The organism is Ekhidna sp., from assembly GCF_039960695.1.
Taxonomy (GTDB): Bacteria; Bacteroidota; Bacteroidia; order Cytophagales; family Cyclobacteriaceae; genus Ekhidna.
On record NZ_JBDVKP010000019.1, the window covers coordinates 57,258 to 79,689 of the forward strand.

The following is a 22,432-nucleotide window of genomic DNA, read 5'->3' on the forward strand; positions in this document are numbered from 1 at the left end:
CTCAAAATCCCTTTTTCCTTATAGTTTTTTCCTTTAATTTCGCACCAAATTTCAAACAACCCCATTAAATATAACCACAGGAATAATGGCAAATACAGGTAAAGTAACCCAGGTTATTGGTCCGGTAGTAGATGTAAGCTTTAGCGCCGAAGGATCAAAGCTTCCAAACATCATGGACGCTCTTAAAGTGACTCGTCCAGACGGAACAGAAGTAATTTTGGAAGTGCAGCAGCACTTGGGTGAAGAAGCGGTGAGAACCATCGCAATGGAAGGAACAGACGGTCTTCAAAGAGGAACCGAAGTTGTTGATCTAGGTTCTCCTATCAAAATGCCTACCGGTGAGGCAATCAGAGGTCGTCTTTTTAATGTAGTAGGTGAAGCCATTGATGGCATGGAGCAGGTAGACAATACCAATGGTATGTCTATTCACAGAGATGCTCCGCCATTTGAAGATCTATCTACAGCAACTGAAGTACTATTTACAGGTATTAAAGTAATTGACCTGATTGAGCCATACGCCAAAGGAGGTAAAATTGGTCTATTTGGTGGTGCAGGTGTTGGTAAAACCGTATTGATTCAGGAATTGATCAACAACATTGCAAAAGGGCACGGTGGTTTGTCTGTATTTGCAGGTGTTGGTGAGCGAACAAGAGAAGGTAATGACCTTCTCCGTGAGATGATTGAAGCCGGTATTGTTGATTACGGTGAAGAATTTAAAGAATCCATGGAAGCAGGCGGATGGGATCTGTCTAAAGTAGATAAAGAAAAACTGAAAGGTTCTAAAGCAACCTTCGTATTCGGTCAGATGAACGAACCTCCTGGGGCAAGAGCGCGGGTAGCATTGTCAGGACTTACAGTTGCTGAACATTATAGAGATGGTGATGGCGAGGGAAAAGGGAAAGACATTCTTTTCTTCGTAGATAACATCTTCCGATTTACCCAAGCGGGTTCTGAGGTATCGGCCCTTCTTGGTCGTATGCCTTCAGCGGTAGGTTACCAGCCAACATTGGCTACAGAAATGGGGCTGATGCAGGAGCGTATTACTTCCACTAAGAGAGGATCAATTACCTCTGTACAGGCGGTTTATGTACCAGCGGATGACTTGACTGACCCGGCACCAGCTACAACATTCTCTCACTTGGATGCTACGACTGTACTTTCAAGGAAGATTGCTGAGCTAGGTATTTACCCAGCAGTGGATCCATTGGATTCTACTTCAAGAATTTTGAGTGCAGATATCCTTGGTGATGAGCACTATGATTGCGCACAACAAGTAAAAGAAATTCTTCAGCGATATAAAGAGCTTCAGGATATCATTGCTATTCTTGGAATGGATGAACTTTCTGACGAGGATAAGGAAGTAGTACATAGAGCTAGAAGGGTACAAAGATTCCTTTCACAGCCTTTCCATGTGGCTGAGCAGTTTACAGGGCTTCAAGGAGTATTGGTTGATATCAAAGACACAATCAAAGGATTTAATATGATCATGGATGGTGAGTTAGACCACCTGCCGGAAGCAGCCTTTAACCTTGTGGGTACAATAGAGCAAGCGATCGAGAAAGGTGAAAAGCTGATGGCTGAAGCAAACGCCTAACCACTACGTGGTAGGAAATATTTGAGACGGATTGATTTCTATATACAGTTCATCTCAAGGATAAATTTATCATCACCCTTTGGAGGGGTTAAGAGAGGAAATAAAATAAAATTATGTTTCTAGAAATAGTAACACCAGACGAGAAAGTATTTGAAGGAGAAGTGGTCAGCGCATCATTTCCCGGAAGCGATGGTTCGTTCCAGCTTTTAAACAATCACGCTCCAATGGTCTCTACACTGGGCAAAGGGGATATTCGTTATCAGCAAGAAAAGGAGAAGGAAGTTCATATACTTGTTGAAGGAGGAGTAGTTGAGGTAATGAATAACAAAGTGAATGTACTTGTCGAAAAAATTATTTCCGAATAAGAAATAGAACAAAGAGTTTTAAAAGCCATCTGCTAACAGCGGATGGCTTTTTTTGTTTAACAAGCTTTAACTGATAAATTCAGATTTTCCTGAAAAGCTGATCTAACTTATTATTCAATAAAATTTAGCTGCGGACAACCTTCTGCTATTTAATCGCATTCTACTACCAAATGCTTCACTTGAACACCAAAGACTTAATAGATAAAAGCAAATCGGGGGATCGTGTATCTCAGCAGAAACTTTATACGAGGCTTAATGCGCCTATGATGGGAGTCTGCATTAGGTATATGAAAAATACGGAAGATGCGGAAGATGTGTTATTGGAAGGGTTCCATAAGGTATTTAAGAATTTGAAAAAATTTACTTATGAAAATGAGCATGCATTTTTCGGGTGGGTGAAGCGAATTATGATTAACGAGGCACTGATGAAGCTAAGAAAGAATAAAGAGATTCAAATCTTAGCCATCAATGAAGATTTAGATAAGGAAGTAGATGTTTCTCCTTTGGAAGAGTTGGAGACTAGAGATTTATTGAAATTGATTCGGTCAATTCCGGTTGGATATAGGACGGTTTTTAATCTGTTCGAAATAGAAGGCTATTCTCATCAGGAAATATCGGATAAACTAGGTGTATCCATTGGCACCTCCAAGTCGCAGTTATTTAAGGCGAAGAAGCTTTTGAGAGATCATTTAATTGAAAAAAATCAGGATTATGGTTCGTAGTAAACTTTCAGAAAAATTGGATAATATCTCCCAGCATGATTTGGGATTTGAATTTGATGATGCTGCTGTGTGGTCAGCGCTGGATCAACGACTTGGCTCTAAGAGGGCATACGCGAACTGGTGGATAGCTGCAGCATGTTTTCTGATAGGATTTACCATATTACCTATTGGTCTTTTAAAAGAAACCAGCACCTATCCGTCAATGATCACTGACACAGGAGCGATTATAAATGATTTGGAACCTGTGGTGATTGAGAAAAAAGTTGTTGAAATACCGGTGCAGAGTCATGAGAAAAGGACAGCAATAGTTCCCAATCGTGTGAGTCGGAAAGGTGTTTCACCAGCATTGGCCGAAGTGGCTTCAGTTAAATTATTACTGAAGCCAATTATCAAGCCAGTTCAAAATGAAAGAAATAAGTCCGTTTTTTCATCAAAAGATATTTCGATCATTCAAGCCAGTCTCGGGAGGCCTTCGATTGAAAAAGAGAAGAACATTACAGTGAGAGCTCAGTTGCACACCTCTTCTCAGCCTTTACAATTCAATAATCAATCTGTAAAAATCAAACTCTTTGAAGGTTCAAATAATTAGTGTGGTATAGTCACTATTGATTTCAAAGATTAAATAAAATAGACTATGAAAACGAATAAAATATTAGTCGTAGGGATGCTCCTACTCAGTACTTTTTTAACAAAAGCACAGCATGTAGAAAATCCATATCCGGATACGCTTAGGATGAAGACGGATGCTCAAGTTGAGGTTATTTTCTCTTTTTATCGCATGAGTAACAAAGAAGATTACTTGACAGATGACCTCTGGGCATCAATATTAAATGTGATGGAGTCAGCTGTTGAATCTTCATCTAATCAAAGCGGGATTGTTGTTTCCTATCAAAAGGTTAAAAAGGAAGATGAGGAACTTGCACAAGTGAGTGTTGAACCTTTAAAAAGTAAAGCGGATGTTTACTTAATTGGAAATGATGGGATGAAGGAGGTGCTTTCTAATCGAATAGACTTTGTGATTTATCAACCTAAAATGTCTATCACTTTTTCAATAAATGATCTATCAGAATTACAGTCAATCAAAGAGCTTAGTGTTGAGTCAGTATGGGACCAAATAGATAAGAAATTTGAAAATGAAGGTAAAAGGAATCTATACACGGGAACCGGAGTATTTAAATACGGCAATGCCAATTTGGATCCGACGAAAGGTGGTCCTATAAAACTTGACAACCTGGAGCTTTCGGCAGGAGTAGGAATTGGTTTTTATAGAGATCGATTCGTACCGGATCTCAGCTTCAAGCTAGCGGTTAATTTTCCCGATAGATTAGGAAATAAAGATCTTCAATTTGGCTTCTTGTACACACAACAATACTTCTTTGAGAGAAAACCTGAGCAAGAATACGATTTGGATATCAATGGATTTCTCACGGGATTCTTTTCTATTGAGTTTTCTGATCAATACAAAATAGGAGCAGGTATTGGAGCTTTAATTCAACAAAACGGGAATTTTTATAAAGGAAATACATATAAGGTCTCGCTTTATACTGAGCGCAGAGACTCAAAGATCAACTTCACCCCTGAACTTATTTTCACAGATGACTTTAAGCAAGTAATTCCAGCGCTGAAATTTGGTTTGTCGTTTTAATCTATTTCTGAAAAATGCAGTGATGAATTATTTTTAGTGGATGAAACGATTCATCACCGACACCATCTTGTGCTCCCTATTCATTTTCGGAATTATGGGGGCATTTGCTTCGCTTACTTTTTTGAAAATATTTGATGCATTTGATCCAATAGGTGAAATGTTCTCAGATTTTGAATTGACTGATATTGTCTTTTCTCAGCTACAGGATGATCCTATTGCAGATGAGCGAATCGTGATAGTGAATATTGGTGAAATACCCAGAGAAGGAATAGCACGTCAAATTGAGATAATTAATAAATACAATCCGAAAGTTATAGGACTGGATGTTATGCTGGATGCTCCGAAGGAATGGCCTGAGGATAGCGCGCTCACACGGGTTTTATCTGAAACACCAAATATTATCATTGGGGAGAAACTAATTAACTACAATGAGGTATTGGGAGAGTTTGAAACGACCATCAAGCCTGAAGACCATATCGTACAAGAGTCAGCATTAGGGTATGTCAATATGATTACAGATGCAAGAACTCAAGAAGATTTAAAGATGTGTCGGGAGTTTACTCCTTATGAAATGGTAGCAGGAGAGACACGATATTCTTTCCCGGTACGATTGGCGTATGCGTATGATTCAGCAATGACAGAGAAATTCTTAGCTAGAGGAAACGATTTAGAAGTCGTTAATTATAAAGGAAACATTATCAGCTTTTCTTCAGCCCAATATGGAATGAAGTATTTCGCACTAGATGTATATGATGTGATTGATGAAAACTTCACTGAGGATCTTTTTAAAGACAAAATTGTCATTATGTGTTTTTTAGGGAAATACATTGGTGACACAGAAACTACTGAGGATTTTTACTTCACCCCTATGAATGAAAATTATGTTGGGAAGGCTAAAAATGATATGTTCGGGGGAGTCGTTCATGCCAATATTGTCTCTCAGATTTTGGACGATGAACCCATTGATCAGATGTCTGAAAAAGCTCAAATAGCCCTTGCTATATTTTTCTGTCTGTTCAATGTTTTCCTCTTCAAAATCATTTATGGAGCTATGCCCAGATGGTATGATGGAATTACTAAGATCTTTCAATTGATTGAAGTTGCAGGACTTGCCACCTTGATGATCTATCTGCTGTTGGTTTTTAATTATAAAGCTGATTTTACACTGGCAATGATCGTTATCGCTCTTTCTGGAGATTCTTTAGAAGTCTATCATGGGGTAGTTAAAAATCTTTTTTCTAAAGAAAGAAGAAAAGAGGTATTCAAGATTAATCGTCGTTTTTGGAAATACCAATAGCACTACATGGTATTTCTAGCTCACCCAAATCAAGCATCGCATTGATCAAGCTTACTTTTTCAAAAGAACTCAGATCAGAAATCTGAATAGAAGCTTCTCTTATTTTTTGCTCTGACAATAGTTTAATTCTTCTTACTCCTTTGAGCAGCGGAGTATTTGGAGTAAGCCAATTATCCCCATCCCAGAAAGCCAGATTAAAGTATGACCCATCAGTCAGGTGGTTGTCTATTCCAATGATGATGTCATCTGCCATTGAAGATTTGACCAATTTATTTATTTCTGACCGATCCTCAAATTTCATTGAGTAATCGAATGGTGGTGAGCGTACTATTTCCAGTGTCTGAATTTTACGAGGGTGATATTCTGAAAACTCAATGTCATATTCTGCATCCTCAGAATCCATGTCATAGACAAGTCTAACCTTAAAAGTACCCTTCATTTTTAAGTCAGGAAGTATGCGCTTGAGATCATGAGAATGATCAGCTAAACCATGGTGACTAAAGGCCCCATTCATCCTATTTTGGTGCAGTGGCAAGTTGTGGTACTCTCCATTTTTAAAAAGTATGCTTTCAATGAATCTCATAGTTTTCTGTCTCCCTGCAAAACTCTAACTTTATATAAAAATATTCCTAATTGACATGATTCGTATTGTATTTCTTTTGGTTCTGCTATCAATATCATTTACCACCTATTCTCAAGGGTTCCTTAAGAAGTTGAAAGAAGCAGTAGAGGAGCAGGTAGAGGAAGTTGACGCTGAATCATTGATGAATAAAGATGATCGGATGGCAGAATTTCGGGCAAAACAGCTCGAAAAAGACACCTCTAATTATAACTACATATTTTCTCAGGGAAATAGAGCCTCTTTTTTTGCTAACAGAGAAGGAAAGGAAAGTCTACTACTCACATTCGCAAAAAATTATGAAGATGAAGAAGAGGGCGTTGAAGCTGTTGACCTGGAAATATATGAGCAGGCATTTGATGCCAACCGAGCAGGCGAAATGTCCATTTACATAAATCCATTTGTGGCCAATACCAACTTCATTGAGGCATTGAGTTTACTAACGAATGAATTCGGGGTGTCTGAAGCATTATTGGATTCAGCTTTTGATATTACAAAGCTTGTCAACATGGACACGCTAAATCTGCCAGAGAAGTATGCACTCGGAAAAACCATAGCAAATATCTCTATTGTGATTCATGCAGAGGGAAAGTATGATTTATCAGAAGCTTTTATAAATCAAACAACAAAATACTTTCAAGAAGAGATTGGGGAAAGAAGCATCGCATTAGCTTCACTTTACAATAATCATGGAGTAATTGCGCAATCACAGGGGCGCTACACTGAAGCTGAAAACTACTTTGATCAATCAGAGGAAATAATACGGTCAAATGAACGAGTTGGATCCATATCGCATGCAATAATCACCAGCAATCGTGCCTTACTTTACAATGAAGTCGGTCAATATGAAGAGGCAAAATCGGCAATTACAAAAGCCATAGATATGGCTTCAGGAGAATTGCGGAGCAAAGGTAGAGATAATGTGAGTTTTCAAATCAATCAGGGTCTTATTCACTACAGTGCAGGAGAATATGAAACCTCTGAGCAAATCTTCAGAGGGATCATTGAATTGAAAGAGAAGCGGTTTGCAAAAAATCAAACGGATGTGGGAAATGTTAAAAATTATCTAGCATCAACGTTGATGGAGTCTGGTAAGCCGTCCGAAGTGGCTGAACTTCTTTCAGATGCATTAAGAATTTTCGAGAAAAAATACAATACAGATCACCCTGCATACATCAAGACCGCTCATAACCTGGCCAGGTATCAACTCTTTGTTGGTAACCTACCAGAAGCAGAAAGGCTACTCAAAGAAGTCAATCTCAAGTATGAGCAACTTTTTGGAGAAAAGCATCCAGACTATCTAAGTTCAGTCGAGGACCTGGCAGTTGTCGCATGGAAACAGAATAATGTTGCTCAAGCTACGACTAGATTTGAACAGGTAATAGCTTCAAACCTGCAATTGGTTGAAGACTATTTTGGAGCAATGAGCGAATATGAGAAAGGTCAATATTGGGCTAAGGTAAGACCATCTTTATTGAAGTTTTTCTCCTTTGCTGTTGAGAATGGGACCGAAAACCCTGCCCTCTTAACTGAAATGTACAATATTCACTTAAAGACCAAAGGAATACTGCTAAGTGCCTCCACTAAAGTAAGAGAGCAGATTTTGAACAGCAATGATGAGCAATTGAAAACTACTTATAAAAAATGGGTAGAAGCAAAAGAAAGCCTGATTCATTATTACTCCTTTTCAAAAGAGCAGCTTAGCGAACAGAAAATAGATCTGGAAAAACTTGAATCAGAAGCAAATCAGCTAGAGAAAAAACTTAATTCACTATCGGCTGCATTTGCAAATTCTAATAAGTTGCCGACCACTACACTTGCTGATGCTAAGTCAAAATTAAGACCCACTGATGCTGCCATAGAAATAATTGGATATCCGGTTTTTGACAGAAGCTTCACAGCAGATAAGAATTATGCTTTTTTAATTGCTGATCCAAGTTCAATCCATCCAAAATTGGTCGTTATCGAGGGAGGTCAAGATTTGGATACAAAGTATGCCAAGGCATACTTAAATATGGTCAGATTGAAGGCCCAGGACCGGATTACTTATGATAAATTTTGGAAATCAGTAGATATAGAATTGAGTGGTAAGCAAAATGTTTACTTAAGCCTGGATGGCATCTACTTTCAGGTAAATGTGGGAGCACTTCAGCGACCGGATGGTTCGTTTGTTTCGGATGCATTTGACCTACATCTTTATACAAGCACCAGAGATTTAGTTAAACCAAAGAGCGCTGGATTCGCATCAAAGAAAGCCGATTTTTTCGGCTACCCGGATTTTGGTGCTAAAGGATTGTTAGCAGCTCTTCCAGGCACTAAAGCTGAGATAGAAGCAGCAAGTCAAATCACCAGAACGAAGGGGTTTGCGACGAATATCTACATGCAAAGCCAGGCCACAGAAGCCAAGTTCAAGGAAATTACATCTCCTTCGCTTTTGCATATCGCCACACATGGATTTTTCTTGCCTGAAAGCAAAGCCTCCGGAGAAAAGGTATTTGGTGTGGAAGTGAACCAGGCAAAAGATAATCCACTACTACGCTCTGGGCTGATGTTGGCAGACGCTGAGCAGACGATGGGGGCAGCTACTAAAGGTACTGAGGTGAATACAGCTAACAATGGTGTATTGACTGCCTACGAAGTAATCACATTAGATTTGAAAAACACGGATTTGGTGGTTTTGAGCGCCTGCGAAACCGGACTCGGTGAAATCAAAGCCGGGGAGGGCGTCTATGGCTTGCAGCGAGCTTTTCAGGTGGCGGGCGCTGAATCAGTAATTATGAGCTTGTGGAAGGTAAGCGATGAAGCAACCATGCAGCTTATGACTAATTTCTATAAGGAATGGATGGGAGGTAAACCCAAAGAAGAAGCATTCTTTGTAGCACAAAAAAAGCTCAGAGAGTCATTCCCTGAGCCGTATTATTGGGGTGCTTTTGTAATGCTAAACTAAGCTGCCTGAACAGTTCCAACCTTAAGGTCTTTTGCACTCCCCATCTCTTTCATATGCTTAAAGTGGCTTGCTACTGCAGCTCCGAAAGAAGGAAATGCATAATATGGTAAATCAAATTCTTTCACAGTTTCTTGAACGAATTTGGAAATAGCAGGATAGTGAACGTGGCATACATCTGGAAATAGGTGATGCTCAATCTGGAAATTGAGGCCTCCTAAAAACCAGGAAAGGACTTTGTGATCCATGCCATAATTACAAGTGGTTCTTAGTTGATGTACTACCCAACTATGCTTAACATGCTCAGACTCCCCTTTGAAAAATTCGGCTGGCTCCACCACATGTGCAGTTTGGAAAATCATGGCAAGCATGATACCCGTAATACAATGGGATACAAAAATCATCAGTATGGTAATCCAGGCTGGAATTGGAATCAATAAAACAGGAACTGCCAAAAAGACTACCCAATAAAAAACCTTTCGAAGAACAATCAATGTAAACTCTTTAGGGAAGTCAGCCTTTTTTATTAAGCCTTCTCTCCTGTAGTCAAAAGCTTTTATAAAATCTTTGGTGGTAATCCACTCCAAAAGTGGCACACAATAGAAAATAGGAGCATAAATATGCTGAAAGCGATGAAACCACTTATGGGGCTGGTTCTTAGAATACCTGAATACGAATCGAGGTAGGATGTCTTCGTCTGTTTCTTCAATATTGGTGTATGTATGATGAAGTACATTGTGCTGAATGTGCCAAATCAATCTATCTACTCCTATGATAGCAGCCGAAAACTCCATAATGGCGTTCATGGATTTTTTCTTAAAATAAGATCCATGTATGGAGTCATGCATGATGGTAGTGCCTATAAAAGCCTTCCCAATCCCCATAATCATCCAGAGCCCCATTAGCAGAAATAGATTGGTAAATCCTGCAGATATTAACAGGAAGAAAGGAATCAAATACATCGATAATATTACGATGGTTTTTACGATCATTTTAGAATTTGCATTTCGCTGAATCTCATTATCCTGAAAATAATCATTCACCCGCTTCCTCATAGCGGCCGCAAATTCTCTGTCAAGCTTATTTTCAAATTTGTATCTGATCATGCTCTTATTGTTTCATTTTCATTACAACACCCCTAATCCCAAGAGGGTTTTAATTGAAACCGCAAAGTTACCAACAAAAGATCTGAGCGCCAACCTGATACATCGGAGCAAATTGAAGATATAACGAGTATTGACCGCTCTAAAAGCAGAGTCACCTTCCATCAATGGAGATAAATAATTAATTATTTTCTTGACTAAATTTAGAAGAAACCTAAATCCTAACATCATGAAACGTTTATTCCTCACCTTATTCAGTCTGGTATTGTTGATGCTTGCAGTGCATGTTGCTGCACAAAGAAGAAATTCAAGTACCGTTCTACCTATCGATTCTAAGCTGTTTTCAAATTTTAAATTCCGAAATATCGGTCCTGCTTTTATGTCTGGTCGAATAGCAGATTTAGCAATAGACCCTACCAATGAAAATGTATGGTATGTGGCTGTAGGATCTGGAGGCGTTTGGAAAACAAACAATGCAGGCACGACTTTCGAACCGATATTCGATGATCAACCAGTTTATTCCATTGGCTGTGTCAATCTGGACCCAAACAACCCCTACACCGTTTGGGTAGGAACAGGAGAAAATGTAGGTGGCAGGCATGCAGGATTTGGAGATGGTATTTATCGCAGTGACGATGGAGGTGCCAGTTGGACCAATATGGGATTGAAAGATTCCGAACACATTTCAAAAGTCATTGTGCATCCCAGAAATTCTGATGTGATTATGGTCGCGTCGCAAGGGCCATTGTGGAGCCCGGGAGGTGAAAGAGGATTCTTCAAATCTTCCGATGGCGGTAGGACCTGGAAAAAAACCCTGGGAGATGATCAGTACACTGGAGTGACTGATATGGTTGTAGATCCGAGAAATCCTGACAGAATATATGCTGTGACATGGGAGCATCATAGAACCATAGCTGCCTGGATGGGTGGGGGTGAAAAATCCAGACTCTATGTCAGTGACGATGCGGGGGACACATGGAAGCAGCTAAAAACCGGATTGCCGGAAGGAAAATGGGGAAAAACTGGTTTAGCAATTTCTCCAATTAACCCGGATGTGCTTTATGCTGCAATTGAGCTAAACAGAACCACAGGAGGCCTGTGGAGGTCGGAAAATCGCGGAGGCAGCTGGACAAAGATGTCTGATGCAGTTGCTGGAGCTACAGGGCCACATTATTACCAAGAGATATACGCGTCTCCTCATAAGTTTGATCGTCTGTACATGATGAACAATCGCCTCATGAAATCTGAAGATGGTGGAAAGACCTTCGAAAATATGGATGAGACCGCAAAGCATGGAGACAATCATGCTATTGCTTTCAAAAATTCTGATCCAAATTATGTGCTGGTAGGAACAGATGGAGGAGTTTATGAGACTTTTGATTTGGGTGCCAGCTGGAGATTTATGGAAAATCTGCCGCTAACTCAATTCTATAAGGTGGCAGTAGATGATGCTGAGCCATTTTACAATGCGTATGGAGGTACTCAGGACAACAGCACCGAAGGTGGACCGGTGCGAACGGATAACCATCACGGCATTAGAAACGCAGATTGGAAAGTAGTGCTAAATTGGGATGGACACCAGCCAGCCACCGAACCTGGCAATCCGAATATCATGTATGGCCAGCGCCAGCAAGGAACGCTATCAAGAATTGATTTGGCTACAGGAGAGGTGACTGATGTGATGCCGCAACCGGGAGCTGACGATGACTATGAACGCTATAATTGGGATGCACCTATTTTAGTTTCGCCACATGATCCTGCCACTATTTATCACGGTTCACAACGACTATGGAAGTCAACCAATCGGGGAGATAGCTGGACTGCTCTCTCAGACGATTTGACCAGAGATCAGGAGCGTTTAACGCTACCAATTATGGGACGCACTCAAAGTTGGGATTCACCATGGGATGTAGGTGCCATGTCCAACTTCAACACGATCACATCCATCGCGGTTTCTCCACAAAATGAACAAGTAATTTTCATAGGCACAGATGATGGACTCATTCAGGTCACGAGTGATGAAGGTCAAACATGGAAGAAAATAGAAGTGAGCGCAATGGGTGTTCCTTCAAGGTGTTATGTAAATGATGTCAAAGCGGACTTATTTAATGAAAATACGCTATATGTAGCATTAGACAATCACAAAGAAGGTGATTATCGGCCATACCTGGTAAAGAGTACAGATAAGGGAGCAACCTGGACTCGCATAGAAAATGGTTTTGGTACTCAGAATCTGGTATGGCGAATTGTACAGGATCACGTGAACAAAGACCTGATGTTCGCGGCGACAGAATTTGGGGTATATGTAACGGTTGATGGTGCTGCCAGTTGGACTAAACTAGCGGCCGGTATTCCAACTATCTCCTTTAGAGATTTAGCTATTCAGCGAAGAGAAAATGACTTAGTAGCAGCTTCCTTTGGTAGAGGGTTTTATGTCTTGGATGATTATACTGCGCTACGAAATGTCAATAAGAATCAGATCAACGAATCTGCGACACTATTTACACCAAGAAAAGCCTGGTGGTACATTGAGCGTTCAACATTGGATTTTGATGATGCAAGAGGGTCGCAGGGTTCTCAACTATACCTTGCGCCTAACCCGGATTTCGGAGCTGTTTTTACCTACTATTTGAAGGAGGAACTCAAGAGTCTGGAAGATCAACGTCAGGCAAGAGAGAAAGGCCAAAATGGGAATATTCCATTTCCGGGATGGGATGCACTGGAAAATGAAACCCGTGAGATTGATCCGTTTGTCTATGTCGAGATCAAAGATCAGCAGGGCAATGTGGTGAATCGAGTACAAGCACCGAATAAGAAAGGATTTAATAGGGTAGCCTGGAACCTGAGAATAGGTGGTACAGAGGCACTCACACTGAATGGAAATACGCAGGAACTTAATGGATTGCTTTGCGCCCCCGGGATGTATACCGCTACACTCAACAAATATGAGCGAGGAACCTTTTCTCAGCTTGCCGGCCCAGTAGATGTAGAGGTTACACCATTGAGGGATGGAACACTCGAAGGTAGTCCGATGAATGAGGTAGTCGCTTTTTGGAGAGCCTATGAAAATTTGGGGCGAGATGTTGGAACAGCAGCCATTCAGCTTTCTAATGCACGTAAAACGGCAGAAAAACTATTTATAGCTGCTAGGAAAGCTAATGTTGGAAATGATGTGATGAGCGAAATTGTGACCATGAAAATGGAGCTTGACAAACTGGATACCGAGCTTAACGGTCATCCGGCCAAAAACCAAATTGGTGAACGTAGTAAGCCAAATATAGGTGGACGTCTATTTGCTCTGAATCGAGGAATTTCAATTTCAACCTATGGACCAACAGAAACTCATAAGGCAACCATGCAGATCATTAAAGATCAACTGGGCGCGATGAATACGAAACTTCAAGCTCAAAGAGCGAAGGCTTCAAGCTTGGCTGAGCAGGTCAAAGTTGCAGGAGGCTCCTGGATTGAAGGACAATAAGATAGAATGGAAAAAAAAGAGGCCAGCCTTTGAAAAGCTGGCCTCTTTATTATTTGTTCAGCATATTAGTTTGAAACACACACACCATCTACGCAAATTCCATCACAAATAATTACTCCACAAATTGTAGGGTCATCTTGACATGTCCCATCTATGCATGTTTCCCCTCCAGAACAGATTACTCCAAAACACGGATCAGGAGGGATTGGAATACATTGGCCTCCACTGCAGTATTGACCTGATGGACACGCTACCCAGGCACATCTGTTTTCGGATGGTCCTTCACAATCTGAATTGGTACAAATTTCATCTGCGTTACAGCTCAAATACTTGGTGCCGGTGGAAGGGCTGTCGCCCCAAGCCCAAAGGTTTTCATAATTAGAAGTATAAAATGTTAGTTGTTGAGTAGTGCTAGCTAGCGTGACTTTATTTATCCATCTATAATCCAGAACACCAACAGGTCTATATGATCTTTTTGGGACGGTTGTTTTTGGACCTAAATCGATTGAGTACGATACATTGTATTTGAAGAAACCTGTCAAACTTCTTTTAACAGGTTTCCATACAAGACCTAAAACTTTGTATTCAGAGTAAACATGACTTTGTGATATTAGTGTCTGTCTCCATGGATTGATAGCGTATTCTGTTTTTGTATATAAGGAAGTGGTTGTTCTATTGTTGTAGCTAACATCTACAGCAGTGTTGATATTCAAACAATCTACTGATTCCGTGTTTGGAGTAATTGAATTGTCTTTTTGAAATACAATGTTAATTTCATCATTACTAGAAGTAGGAATACTAATTATTTGATCGAGTTGATCTGCTTTTGATATGGGTGAACTTATAATTCCATTATTGAATAGTTTGTATCTCTGATCTTCAATTTGAAATAAGCCTTCTTCGTTTGCCAGCAAATGAATAGATGTTTCATCAATGGCACGTACGATTCTCCTCTCACCATTTTCTTCAATGATTTTTATAAATTTCGAATTTTTCGAAATAAAGCTTTCAAGCTCTTCTTCTGTGCTAAAATCTGTATCGGCCAGTTTGTCCATAACCATATCTGCTTTTCTCTGAAGCGATGTGAAACCACGAGCTTCTTCAAACGCAATCAATTCTTGCAAACTGAGATTTTGAACACGATTTAGATAATCATCAGCTTCTTGTTCTGATTGGAAATTAAGAATAGCAGGACCAGAATCAACAATTAGGTCCAATTTTTTTTCGTTCAATTGGCAGCCTGTGACAAATAACACAATAGCTAATAAAATGGGAATTGAATTTTTCATTTTGATGTAGGATTAGGTACTAAATATTGTTTTTGAAAATTGAAAGTGACGTTCCACTTTTTTATACTAGTGCGAGTTTTGGGAAATGGTAAACATCCAAGGTGGAACGGGGGCGAATAAATAGGCTGAACTTGGATTGGGATATGCCTTTTTATTCCTTTTACAAGGATAAATACACCTTATCCACCATCTCATAATATTCTTTTTCAGGTTTGCTAAAGAAAGTAATACCTCCACCGCTGCAATAGAATAGTTGATCATTTTCTTTCTTGATGAACCGAATCATTACCCCAGTATTCAGTGATTCACCATCAAAGTGACCGCAAATTCCTGTGTAAAACCCACGATTGTAGTTCTCAACTTTTTGGATAATTTTTATCGTTTCAGGTTTCGGAGCTCCGGAAATTGAGCCCGCAGGTATTAGTTGGGAAAGAATTGTTCCTAGCTCAGATTTCCAATCCGGATTTAGAATCCCTTTTACCTCTGAGCTTATCTGTAAAAGCCTTTTATCATTGGTTTCTAACTCATCGATGTAGCGGAATTTGACCACTTCTACTTTTTCAGCTACTTGACTCAAGTCGTTTCGGATTAAGTCCACAATGGTGACATGTTCCGCTTTTTCTTTGACGTCTTCTAATATTATTTTTTCAGCATTCAAAATATCCGCATCGATGGTCCCCTTCATGGGGTAAGAGTAGATGTGATTATCTTGAATTTTCACAAACGTCTCAGGAGAAAAAACCACGAACTGATTTGGAACTAAGAGTCTGTATTTAGCTGAAGAATGTTGAAATATTTCTTCGAGCGAAAGGTCTGTTTCAATAGGAGTTTCAAAGGTGAGGTTAGTCAAAAAGGAGTTGCCGATATTGATTTGATGAATGACATAATTATAAGCTGATTTAAAATCAGTAATAGAGATAGGGTTCTTTTTGAAAAATAGCCGTCGACTGTCAATTGTCGACTGATTATTAGAATTACTTTCTGAGATTTCAAGTTGAAATTTATTTGGCTGGCTACCTGTCTCAACACACCACTCCTCTCCTAAAAAATCGCAATAAAAAGAAAACGGCTTACCAGCCGCCCCAAGATTATTTATCTTCGATATCGCTTCACTCTTTGTCAGCATTCATCTTAATACCGAATCTCCGCAACATTTTTTGTTCGTATTTCCAGAAGAAGTCAAATTGACGAAATAGGAATCCGTAGAAAAGCAGAATGATATTGTAAAATGGGAGTATCAACACCCAGTATGCAATCTGGAACCAGAGTGGACGAACGCCATCTTCAAACAGTAAATTAATTAGTGGCTTCTTAATTAAAACTACGGTGGTTCCTGTACATGCAAAAACAACCATGATAATCAGAAACTGCCAGTTATTCTCAAGCTCCCACTTTTCTTTTAATCGCTCAATCCAACTCATTAATAAAGGCCTGAAAATCTGGCCATTTAGGTTTTGAAATTACTTTAATCGGCTCTTTTTTTACCGGATGCTCAAACTCCAGCTTATAGGCGTATAAGTCAATGCTTTTATCCTGTTTTGCTTTTGAGTTGCCATACTTTAAATCACCTCTAATGGAGGTTTTGTTCTCCCGCATTTGGATACGTATCTGATGAGGTCTGCCTGTCTCCGGGTTTACTTCCAACAATGAAATCTTGCTGTGAGTGGCGATCATACGGTAGGACAAAATAGCCTCTTTTGCATTGCCTTTGGGCTTAGTATAGGCGTGAGCCTTATTTTTCTGAAAGTCTTTATCCAGCCAATGTTTGAGGGTTTTCTCTGGGTTTTCCGGGACACCTTCCACTATAGCTAAGTAACTTTTTTTAATGGTTCTGTCCCTGAAGAGCTTGTTCATCCGCTCAAGTGCCTTTGATGTTCTGGCAAAGATCACAAGTCCTCCTACCGGTCGATCCAGTCTGTGGCACGGTTGACAAAAAACGTTTCCAGGTTTATTGTATTTCCTACGAATGTATTCGGTGGCCCAACCTGTAAGCGTGCCATCCCCGGTTTCATCTCCTTGTACCAACCATCCCGTCGGTTTTTCCACAATCAGCAGGTGATTGTCTTCATGTATTATAATCGGCTTTGCCATAAAGCCGCAAAATTAAACCATTGCGTCGTGCCATACATGTCTTAGTAGAAAAGCTTAAAAGAATATCGGTTCTTGTCTCCCATATCCATACCTCAAGCTGTATGATACGGATACCTCATGCGTGCCATAATTCCCATAGACTAGATTATTAGTTGGTAGTTCAAACGAATACCCTAGCTTCAAGCTCTCCCCAATTTCAAAAATACCAAGGACACCAAAGTGTTTAAAATCCCTTAAGGTTACACCAGCCCACAAAACATCATCTAAAAAAGTACTCATCGTGATGTCAAATGAGTAGGTTTCGCCCGCCATGGATCGGATCAAAGTTGTGGCTTTTACCGGTGTTCCTTGGATTTCTGCGGCAACACCTGCAGTTAGGTAATAATGCCTTCGGTAGCGTTGGGACTGTGTAGATCCATCAGTAACTGACACATTAAGAATGCGAGGGACAGATGCTCCGATGAAGAAGTTTGGATTCATGAGCATAAAACCTACACCGAAATTAGGCTTTGTGATATTATCATGGCCATTGATTAGCTCAGCGTCATCAAAGAAATCTAAATCGACTTTACTGAAGTCATAGGCAAATTGAACGAAACCACCCTGTATTCCCATTGCTAGCCTCGTAGTATTGTTGAATTTGATATTGTAGGAAGAAGCGATCTGCAATTCGTAATTGTTACTTACACCAAATCGATCATTTAAAATCATAGTACCCAGTCCAATTTTCCCATCAGCAAGAGCGGATTGTGCTGTGATCGTATTTGTTTTTGGAGAACCTTCAATTCCTGCCCATTGAAATCGACTGATGACGCCAACTGAAAGTCGATTGTATATACCTGCATAGGCCGGATTTACCATTAGCTGGTTGAATTGGTACTGACTGTATAAAGGATCTTGCTGAGCATAAGATGCCAGTGAAAAACACGCAAGTAAAATGACTAAGGTTTTTTTCATGGCATCAATTTTTTATGTAAACAAAACCCGACTCTCGCTTGCTATTGGTAAGCTTTACAGTGTAATAGTAATTACCTGTTTGTAAGACTCCTCTGGAACCGACATTGGCACTGCCTTTGAATACCCGATCGGAATTGTTGTATCTGGTCATTTCAAATACTTTGACACCTTGTCTATCAAATATCTCGACTAGATTATTTTCATAGAATTCAATGTTATCAATTCTTAGAAAATCATGTTTACCATCCTGAAGGGAAGTGACTACATTGATTACTGTAATAGGAGGTCCAATCATACTTTGGTCTCCTAAGACATAATAACCCGCTAAAATATTTCCAGGAGTATTTATAGTGCCTGATTCCAGAGATCCGACTATTTCCGGAATGCCAAGAACATTAAGAATTTGGTCATCTATTGTTGTAAATGCAATGACAGCTTCATCTTCACTTTCAATGAATGACTCATTCAATAGCGGCAGACCTATACTTTGTGCCTCAAATGAACTACCCCCCATTACTTCCCAGTACCGGGTCTCTGAGAAAGCATCCAATTCAGAAGAAATACTTGCATTTAAGGATGAATTAAATGCTTTTACGCCGACAGAATCAGTTGTCCGAATGTTTTTTAGCGTTACTGGAAGATATTCAGCTTCTGTTCCTATGGTAAAAGTAAAGTCTCCCTGAGTTGTTGTGAATAGTGATCCGTCTATGTAGCTATTTACATCACCACCAGAAATACGTGCATTAGACTGAAGTAAAACTTTCGAACCTGCAACAATAGATACAATTCCATCAATCAATTCCAATGATTCAGTAATATGTAAATCGCTCAATATTACCACCCCACCTGATTTTACGGATAGTTGGCTATAAGTTGATTCTCCAGGCGCAAATAATTGATTTTGACCGATTAGGTAGAAGGAGCCAGAAACTGAGCTATAGTCACCACTATTTGCCCAGTTTCCGTGTAGTCTCATTGCTCCTTCGTTTCGGATTATACCGCTATTTGATAAATCACCCTCAATTGTGAAGGGAACACCGGTATTCACTACTACTAGGCTGTTATCATTAGTCAAAAGGTTTTGTGCACTTAGCTTAAAAAAGCAAGCCATAATGAGCAGAAGAAGGATTTTAAATCTTTTCATGTTCCTAGTCTACCTGAAGTACAGTGTAAGTGATTCTAACCCCATGGAGTTGCAACGTAGAAGAGTTATCCCTGGCGGTAAAAAGCAATCGATAAGTGTAATTATTATTGTCTATAGTTTGAGAAAATACAGTATTGTCATTGAGCGCCTGTACAGTAGCACTTTCAGTAGAGGTCTCCATCTGAGCCATATTATTGTTCGAGTTTATTACTCCAATTTGACTTCTGTAAAGGTTCACTCTGGCAAAGTTGCTTGCGGTAGCATCATTGTCTAGGATCCACGCTTCAACTTCCGTGACGACTGCATCATTTGGAAGTTTAACTGGTGCTGTTGCGTACCCTAGGCTTCCACCACCTCCCGAGTAATACGTATATGGATTTGTGAAATTTCCAACAACCAAATCAACAGATCCACCGTCAAATTTCATCAACTTAAAATCTGTTGGATGATACGTGATGTAGCGTGTTTGAGCTGATGCATAAGTATAGGCATTTGTTTCTGGTATTTCTATGTCATTTGTTACAGTTAGAAGCCCGGTAACATCCATGGAACTTTGCACATCTACTGCACCGTTTAATTCAGTAGTACCTACCACATCCAAACGAGCACTTGGGGAAGGCTGGGCCACACCCATATTACCAGTTGCATCAATTGTTAGACGATTGCCAAACCCTAAGGAAGCATTATCGCTGATTTTAAAAGAATTATCTGTAGCATCCACACCAACAACAAATTCATTACCACCGGGAATACTAAAGCTAACACCTGCATCGCTTGTTGCTGCACCTGAGTTGAGCCTTAGTAATGGTAAAATTGAATTAATATTAAATGACTGAATGGTTAATTCCACGTCAGATTCTACATCTCCAATACCAACATTTCCAGAAAAATAATTGAAATCTTCTCCTGAAGAATAAAGGCCGTATTGTCGGCCAGAGGTGGTACCAAGCATATTGAGCTGAAGTCCAAAAGCATCTCCTGAGCCATCATGATCAACATTGGCTCTGAAACCATAGATGATGGAACTATTGCCTCCGGCCCCTCTTACATCGGAAAAAGTACCGTATCTCACGCCTGTTCCAGCTGAATTAACTTGAGAGTGGACACCATAAGTAGTTCCGTCCGTAGGAGTTATTATGTTGTAAATCCCTTTTACATCTCCGGTTTCACTTGCCGTACCATCAATATCATTCCATAGACCCGTTTTGTTGGCAGTTCCTTGATTGTCGAGCTCATTCATAATCCCAATTTTGGATGCAGCACTGGTTGTAGTATTGGTTAACCTCGCCGTGGTTGATTCTATTGAATTAGTTTGTACATGAAATTGAGCATTAGGTGAAACTCCTATACCGAGCGTTCCCTGATTGTCCACGATGATTCGATCGTTGCTGCCCAGGGAACTCGCACCACTTATTTTGAAAAACCCGTCAGTAGCATCGATACCCATGGTAATATTCGTACCAGATCTGTTAAAGTAGAGGGAAGCATCAGAAGTAGCATCTGATTCTAGTATGGTCAGTTGAGGCGAAGTACTACTGGCATTATTTGTGCTAAGCTGCAATTTTGAAGAAGGAATAGTTCCTGCTCCAATGTTTACATTTCCGGTTGTATAATTAATACTTGAGCCATTGGTGTTCCATTGAGTTTCGTTAATGGCTGACCAGCTAGGGGTGGAGCCATCTGTTGTTAAGAAGTTGCCGCTTTGACTTGTTTGAGTGGGAAGTTCAATTTCATTGTTTGGATCATTGTCCAGATTGTCGGGGACTGTTAGGGTGAAGTTGGGGTAAGTTCCTGTAACGGTTACATTTCCACCGTTAGTGAGTGATACTGTTTGGTCGGGTGCAGTGTTAGTTACCTCAAAATCCACGCCTATATTATTTACAGAGATGCCGGTTCCTGCTGTAACGGTCTGATTTTCGTTGGTAGGATCATTGTCCAGGTTGTCAGGGACAGCCAGAGTGAAATTAGGATAGGTACCTGTTACGGTTACATTTCCACCATTCGTGAGTGATACTGTTTGGTCGGGTGCAGTGTTAATTACCTCAAAATCCTTGCCTACATTATTTACGGAGATGCCGGTTCCTGCTGTAACGGTCTGATTTTCGTTGGTAGGATCATTGTCCAGGTTGTCAGAGACAGACAGAGTGAAATTAGGATAGGTGCCTGTTACAGTTACATTTCCACCATTAGTAAGTGATACTGTTTGGTCGGGAGCTGTATTGGTTACTTCAAAATCCTCACCCACATTATTGATAGAGATGCCGGTTCCTGCTGAAACCGTCTGATTTTCATTAGTTGGATCCGAATCTGCATCGTCGACGTTCAAGGTGAGTGATGATCCATTTGAGAGTGTAATGTCTCCTGCTGTTCCATCCGTACTGATGTCCTGGATTTCATTGGATATGCTTCCATCCACCTCAAAAGTTAAATATCCATTATCACTTACAAATGCATCTACTTCAACTTCTGTCAGATTTGTATTAATACTAGAAATATCAATGGTATTACCTCCAGAAATGGAGAGATCATTAGCTGAAAGACTTAAAGTTTGGTTGTCAGTATTGGTACCTGATAAGGGAGATAGATCGATTTCAATAGCACTACTAGTGAGTGAAAGTGTATTACCTGAAAGCGTAAGATCCTGAAATTCGTTGGATGCATCTGCATCTGCATCATCTGCACTTTTTATATAACCAAGAGCTGTAATGTCTGCGTCGGACAACTGAGTGTCATCATCGCCATCTGCAAGGTCAGCCGGGACATTTGCAAGACTAGTAAAATCAATATCTGACCATTGAGCATTTGTGCCATCTGTGGTCAGGAATCTGTTTGCCTGTCCGATTTGATCTGGAAGTGCATCCAAGTTTCCAGAGGCAATTTCAACCCACTGATCCGTCATCCAGAAGTAAAACTTTTGCTCGTCCGAATCATATACAAGCAAGCCATTGTCCGTAGCTGCAAGATTACTCGTGAACGTAGCAGCCGTTCTTTCTGAAGTGCTTAGTCGCGGAACAAGAAGACCCTGATTCGCGTCAGGTGCTGCGAGTTCCAATATGGCATTTGAATTGGGGGTTTCAGTTCCTATGCCAACGGATTGAGAATAGGATTTTATGCATAGAAATAGCAGTGCTACTCCTAAATAGCGTATGATTTGGTGTTTCATTTCTAAGAACTTTTAGAGACT

The 22,432-nt window shown here is 40.1% G+C and carries 17 protein-coding genes; 8 read left to right on the forward strand and 9 right to left on the reverse strand.

Going from position 1 to position 22,432, the window contains the following annotated elements:
- The first annotated feature begins 85 nt into the window (after positions 1–85).
- From atpD to ABJG98_RS13960, 6 genes are all read left to right on the forward strand, one after another.
- Positions 86–1,594 carry a F0F1 ATP synthase subunit beta gene (gene atpD, locus ABJG98_RS13935; RefSeq protein ID WP_348280149.1) on the forward strand — a complete coding sequence of 503 codons (1,509 nt, stop codon included), beginning with the start codon at positions 86–88 and terminating at the stop codon, positions 1,592–1,594.
- A gap of 113 nt (positions 1,595–1,707) precedes the next feature.
- Positions 1,708–1,959, forward strand: coding sequence for an ATP synthase F1 subunit epsilon (gene atpC / locus ABJG98_RS13940; protein WP_348280150.1), 252 nt, complete (start codon positions 1,708–1,710; stop codon positions 1,957–1,959).
- A gap of 170 nt (positions 1,960–2,129) precedes the next feature.
- Positions 2,130–2,681, forward strand: a complete 552-nt coding sequence (locus tag ABJG98_RS13945) for a sigma-70 family RNA polymerase sigma factor (RefSeq protein WP_348280151.1) — start codon at positions 2,130–2,132, stop codon at positions 2,679–2,681.
- Entirely contained in the window at positions 2,671–3,270 is a 600-nt protein-coding gene (locus ABJG98_RS13950) for a hypothetical protein (RefSeq protein ID WP_348280152.1), read from the forward strand. Before ABJG98_RS13945 ends, ABJG98_RS13950 begins: the two co-directional genes overlap by 11 nt.
- 45 nt (positions 3,271–3,315) lie before the next feature.
- Positions 3,316–4,326: a hypothetical protein gene (locus tag ABJG98_RS13955; RefSeq protein WP_348280153.1), complete on the forward strand. Its 1,011-nt coding sequence runs from the start codon at positions 3,316–3,318 to the stop codon at positions 4,324–4,326.
- A 40-nt stretch (positions 4,327–4,366) separates the two neighbouring features.
- The gene (locus tag ABJG98_RS13960; RefSeq protein ID WP_348280154.1) at positions 4,367–5,623 is read left to right on the forward strand and encodes a CHASE2 domain-containing protein; all 1,257 of its coding nucleotides are present in this window, start codon (positions 4,367–4,369) and stop codon (positions 5,621–5,623) included.
- On the opposite strand, the gene ABJG98_RS13965 is transcribed toward ABJG98_RS13960, so the two are convergent.
- A complete protein-coding gene (locus ABJG98_RS13965; RefSeq protein ID WP_348280155.1) occupies positions 5,595–6,206 on the reverse strand; it encodes an aminotransferase class IV in 612 nt (203 codons plus the stop codon). The genes ABJG98_RS13960 and ABJG98_RS13965 overlap by 29 nt on opposite strands.
- A gap of 55 nt (positions 6,207–6,261) precedes the next feature.
- Here ABJG98_RS13965 and ABJG98_RS13970 point away from each other — a divergent pair, with 55 nt between their 5' ends.
- Positions 6,262–9,189 carry a CHAT domain-containing tetratricopeptide repeat protein gene (locus ABJG98_RS13970; protein ID WP_348280156.1) on the forward strand — a complete coding sequence of 976 codons (2,928 nt, stop codon included), beginning with the start codon at positions 6,262–6,264 and terminating at the stop codon, positions 9,187–9,189.
- Here ABJG98_RS13970 and ABJG98_RS13975 read toward each other — a convergent pair.
- The gene (locus ABJG98_RS13975; protein ID WP_348280157.1) at positions 9,186–10,292 is read right to left on the reverse strand and encodes an acyl-CoA desaturase; all 1,107 of its coding nucleotides are present in this window, start codon (positions 10,290–10,292) and stop codon (positions 9,186–9,188) included. The two genes, ABJG98_RS13970 and ABJG98_RS13975, sit on opposite strands and share 4 nt — an antisense overlap.
- A 226-nt stretch (positions 10,293–10,518) precedes the next feature.
- On the opposite strand from ABJG98_RS13975, the gene ABJG98_RS13980 reads away from it, so the two are divergent.
- Positions 10,519–13,767 carry a glycosyl hydrolase gene (locus ABJG98_RS13980; protein ID WP_348280158.1) on the forward strand — a complete coding sequence of 1,083 codons (3,249 nt, stop codon included), beginning with the start codon at positions 10,519–10,521 and terminating at the stop codon, positions 13,765–13,767.
- A 65-nt stretch (positions 13,768–13,832) separates the two neighbouring features.
- Here the strand turns inward: ABJG98_RS13980 and ABJG98_RS13985 are convergent, their stop codons facing one another.
- From ABJG98_RS13985 to ABJG98_RS14015, 7 genes are all read right to left on the reverse strand, one after another.
- On the reverse strand, positions 13,833–15,056 hold the full coding sequence (locus ABJG98_RS13985) for a hypothetical protein (protein ID WP_348280159.1): 1,224 nt from the start codon (positions 15,054–15,056) through the stop codon (positions 13,833–13,835).
- A gap of 160 nt (positions 15,057–15,216) precedes the next feature.
- Positions 15,217–16,182, reverse strand: coding sequence for an aminodeoxychorismate synthase component I (locus ABJG98_RS13990; protein ID WP_348280160.1), 966 nt, complete (start codon positions 16,180–16,182; stop codon positions 15,217–15,219).
- Positions 16,166–16,477: a DUF6787 family protein gene (locus ABJG98_RS13995; RefSeq protein WP_348280161.1), complete on the reverse strand. Its 312-nt coding sequence runs from the start codon at positions 16,475–16,477 to the stop codon at positions 16,166–16,168. Before ABJG98_RS13995 ends, ABJG98_RS13990 begins: the two co-directional genes overlap by 17 nt.
- A complete protein-coding gene (locus ABJG98_RS14000; RefSeq protein ID WP_348280162.1) occupies positions 16,464–17,147 on the reverse strand; it encodes an RluA family pseudouridine synthase in 684 nt (227 codons plus the stop codon). The genes ABJG98_RS13995 and ABJG98_RS14000 overlap by 14 nt, the downstream gene beginning before the upstream one ends.
- A 54-nt stretch (positions 17,148–17,201) precedes the next feature.
- Positions 17,202–18,104, reverse strand: a complete 903-nt coding sequence (locus ABJG98_RS14005; protein WP_348280163.1) for a type IX secretion system membrane protein PorP/SprF — start codon at positions 18,102–18,104, stop codon at positions 17,202–17,204.
- 4 nt (positions 18,105–18,108) lie between these two features.
- A complete protein-coding gene (locus ABJG98_RS14010) occupies positions 18,109–19,248 on the reverse strand; it encodes a gliding motility-associated C-terminal domain-containing protein (protein ID WP_348280164.1) in 1,140 nt (379 codons plus the stop codon).
- A gap of 4 nt (positions 19,249–19,252) precedes the next feature.
- Complete coding sequence (locus tag ABJG98_RS14015) at positions 19,253–22,411, reverse strand: hypothetical protein (protein ID WP_348280165.1); 3,159 nt, start codon at positions 22,409–22,411, stop codon at positions 19,253–19,255.
- Between the last annotated feature and the right edge of the window lie 21 nt (positions 22,412–22,432).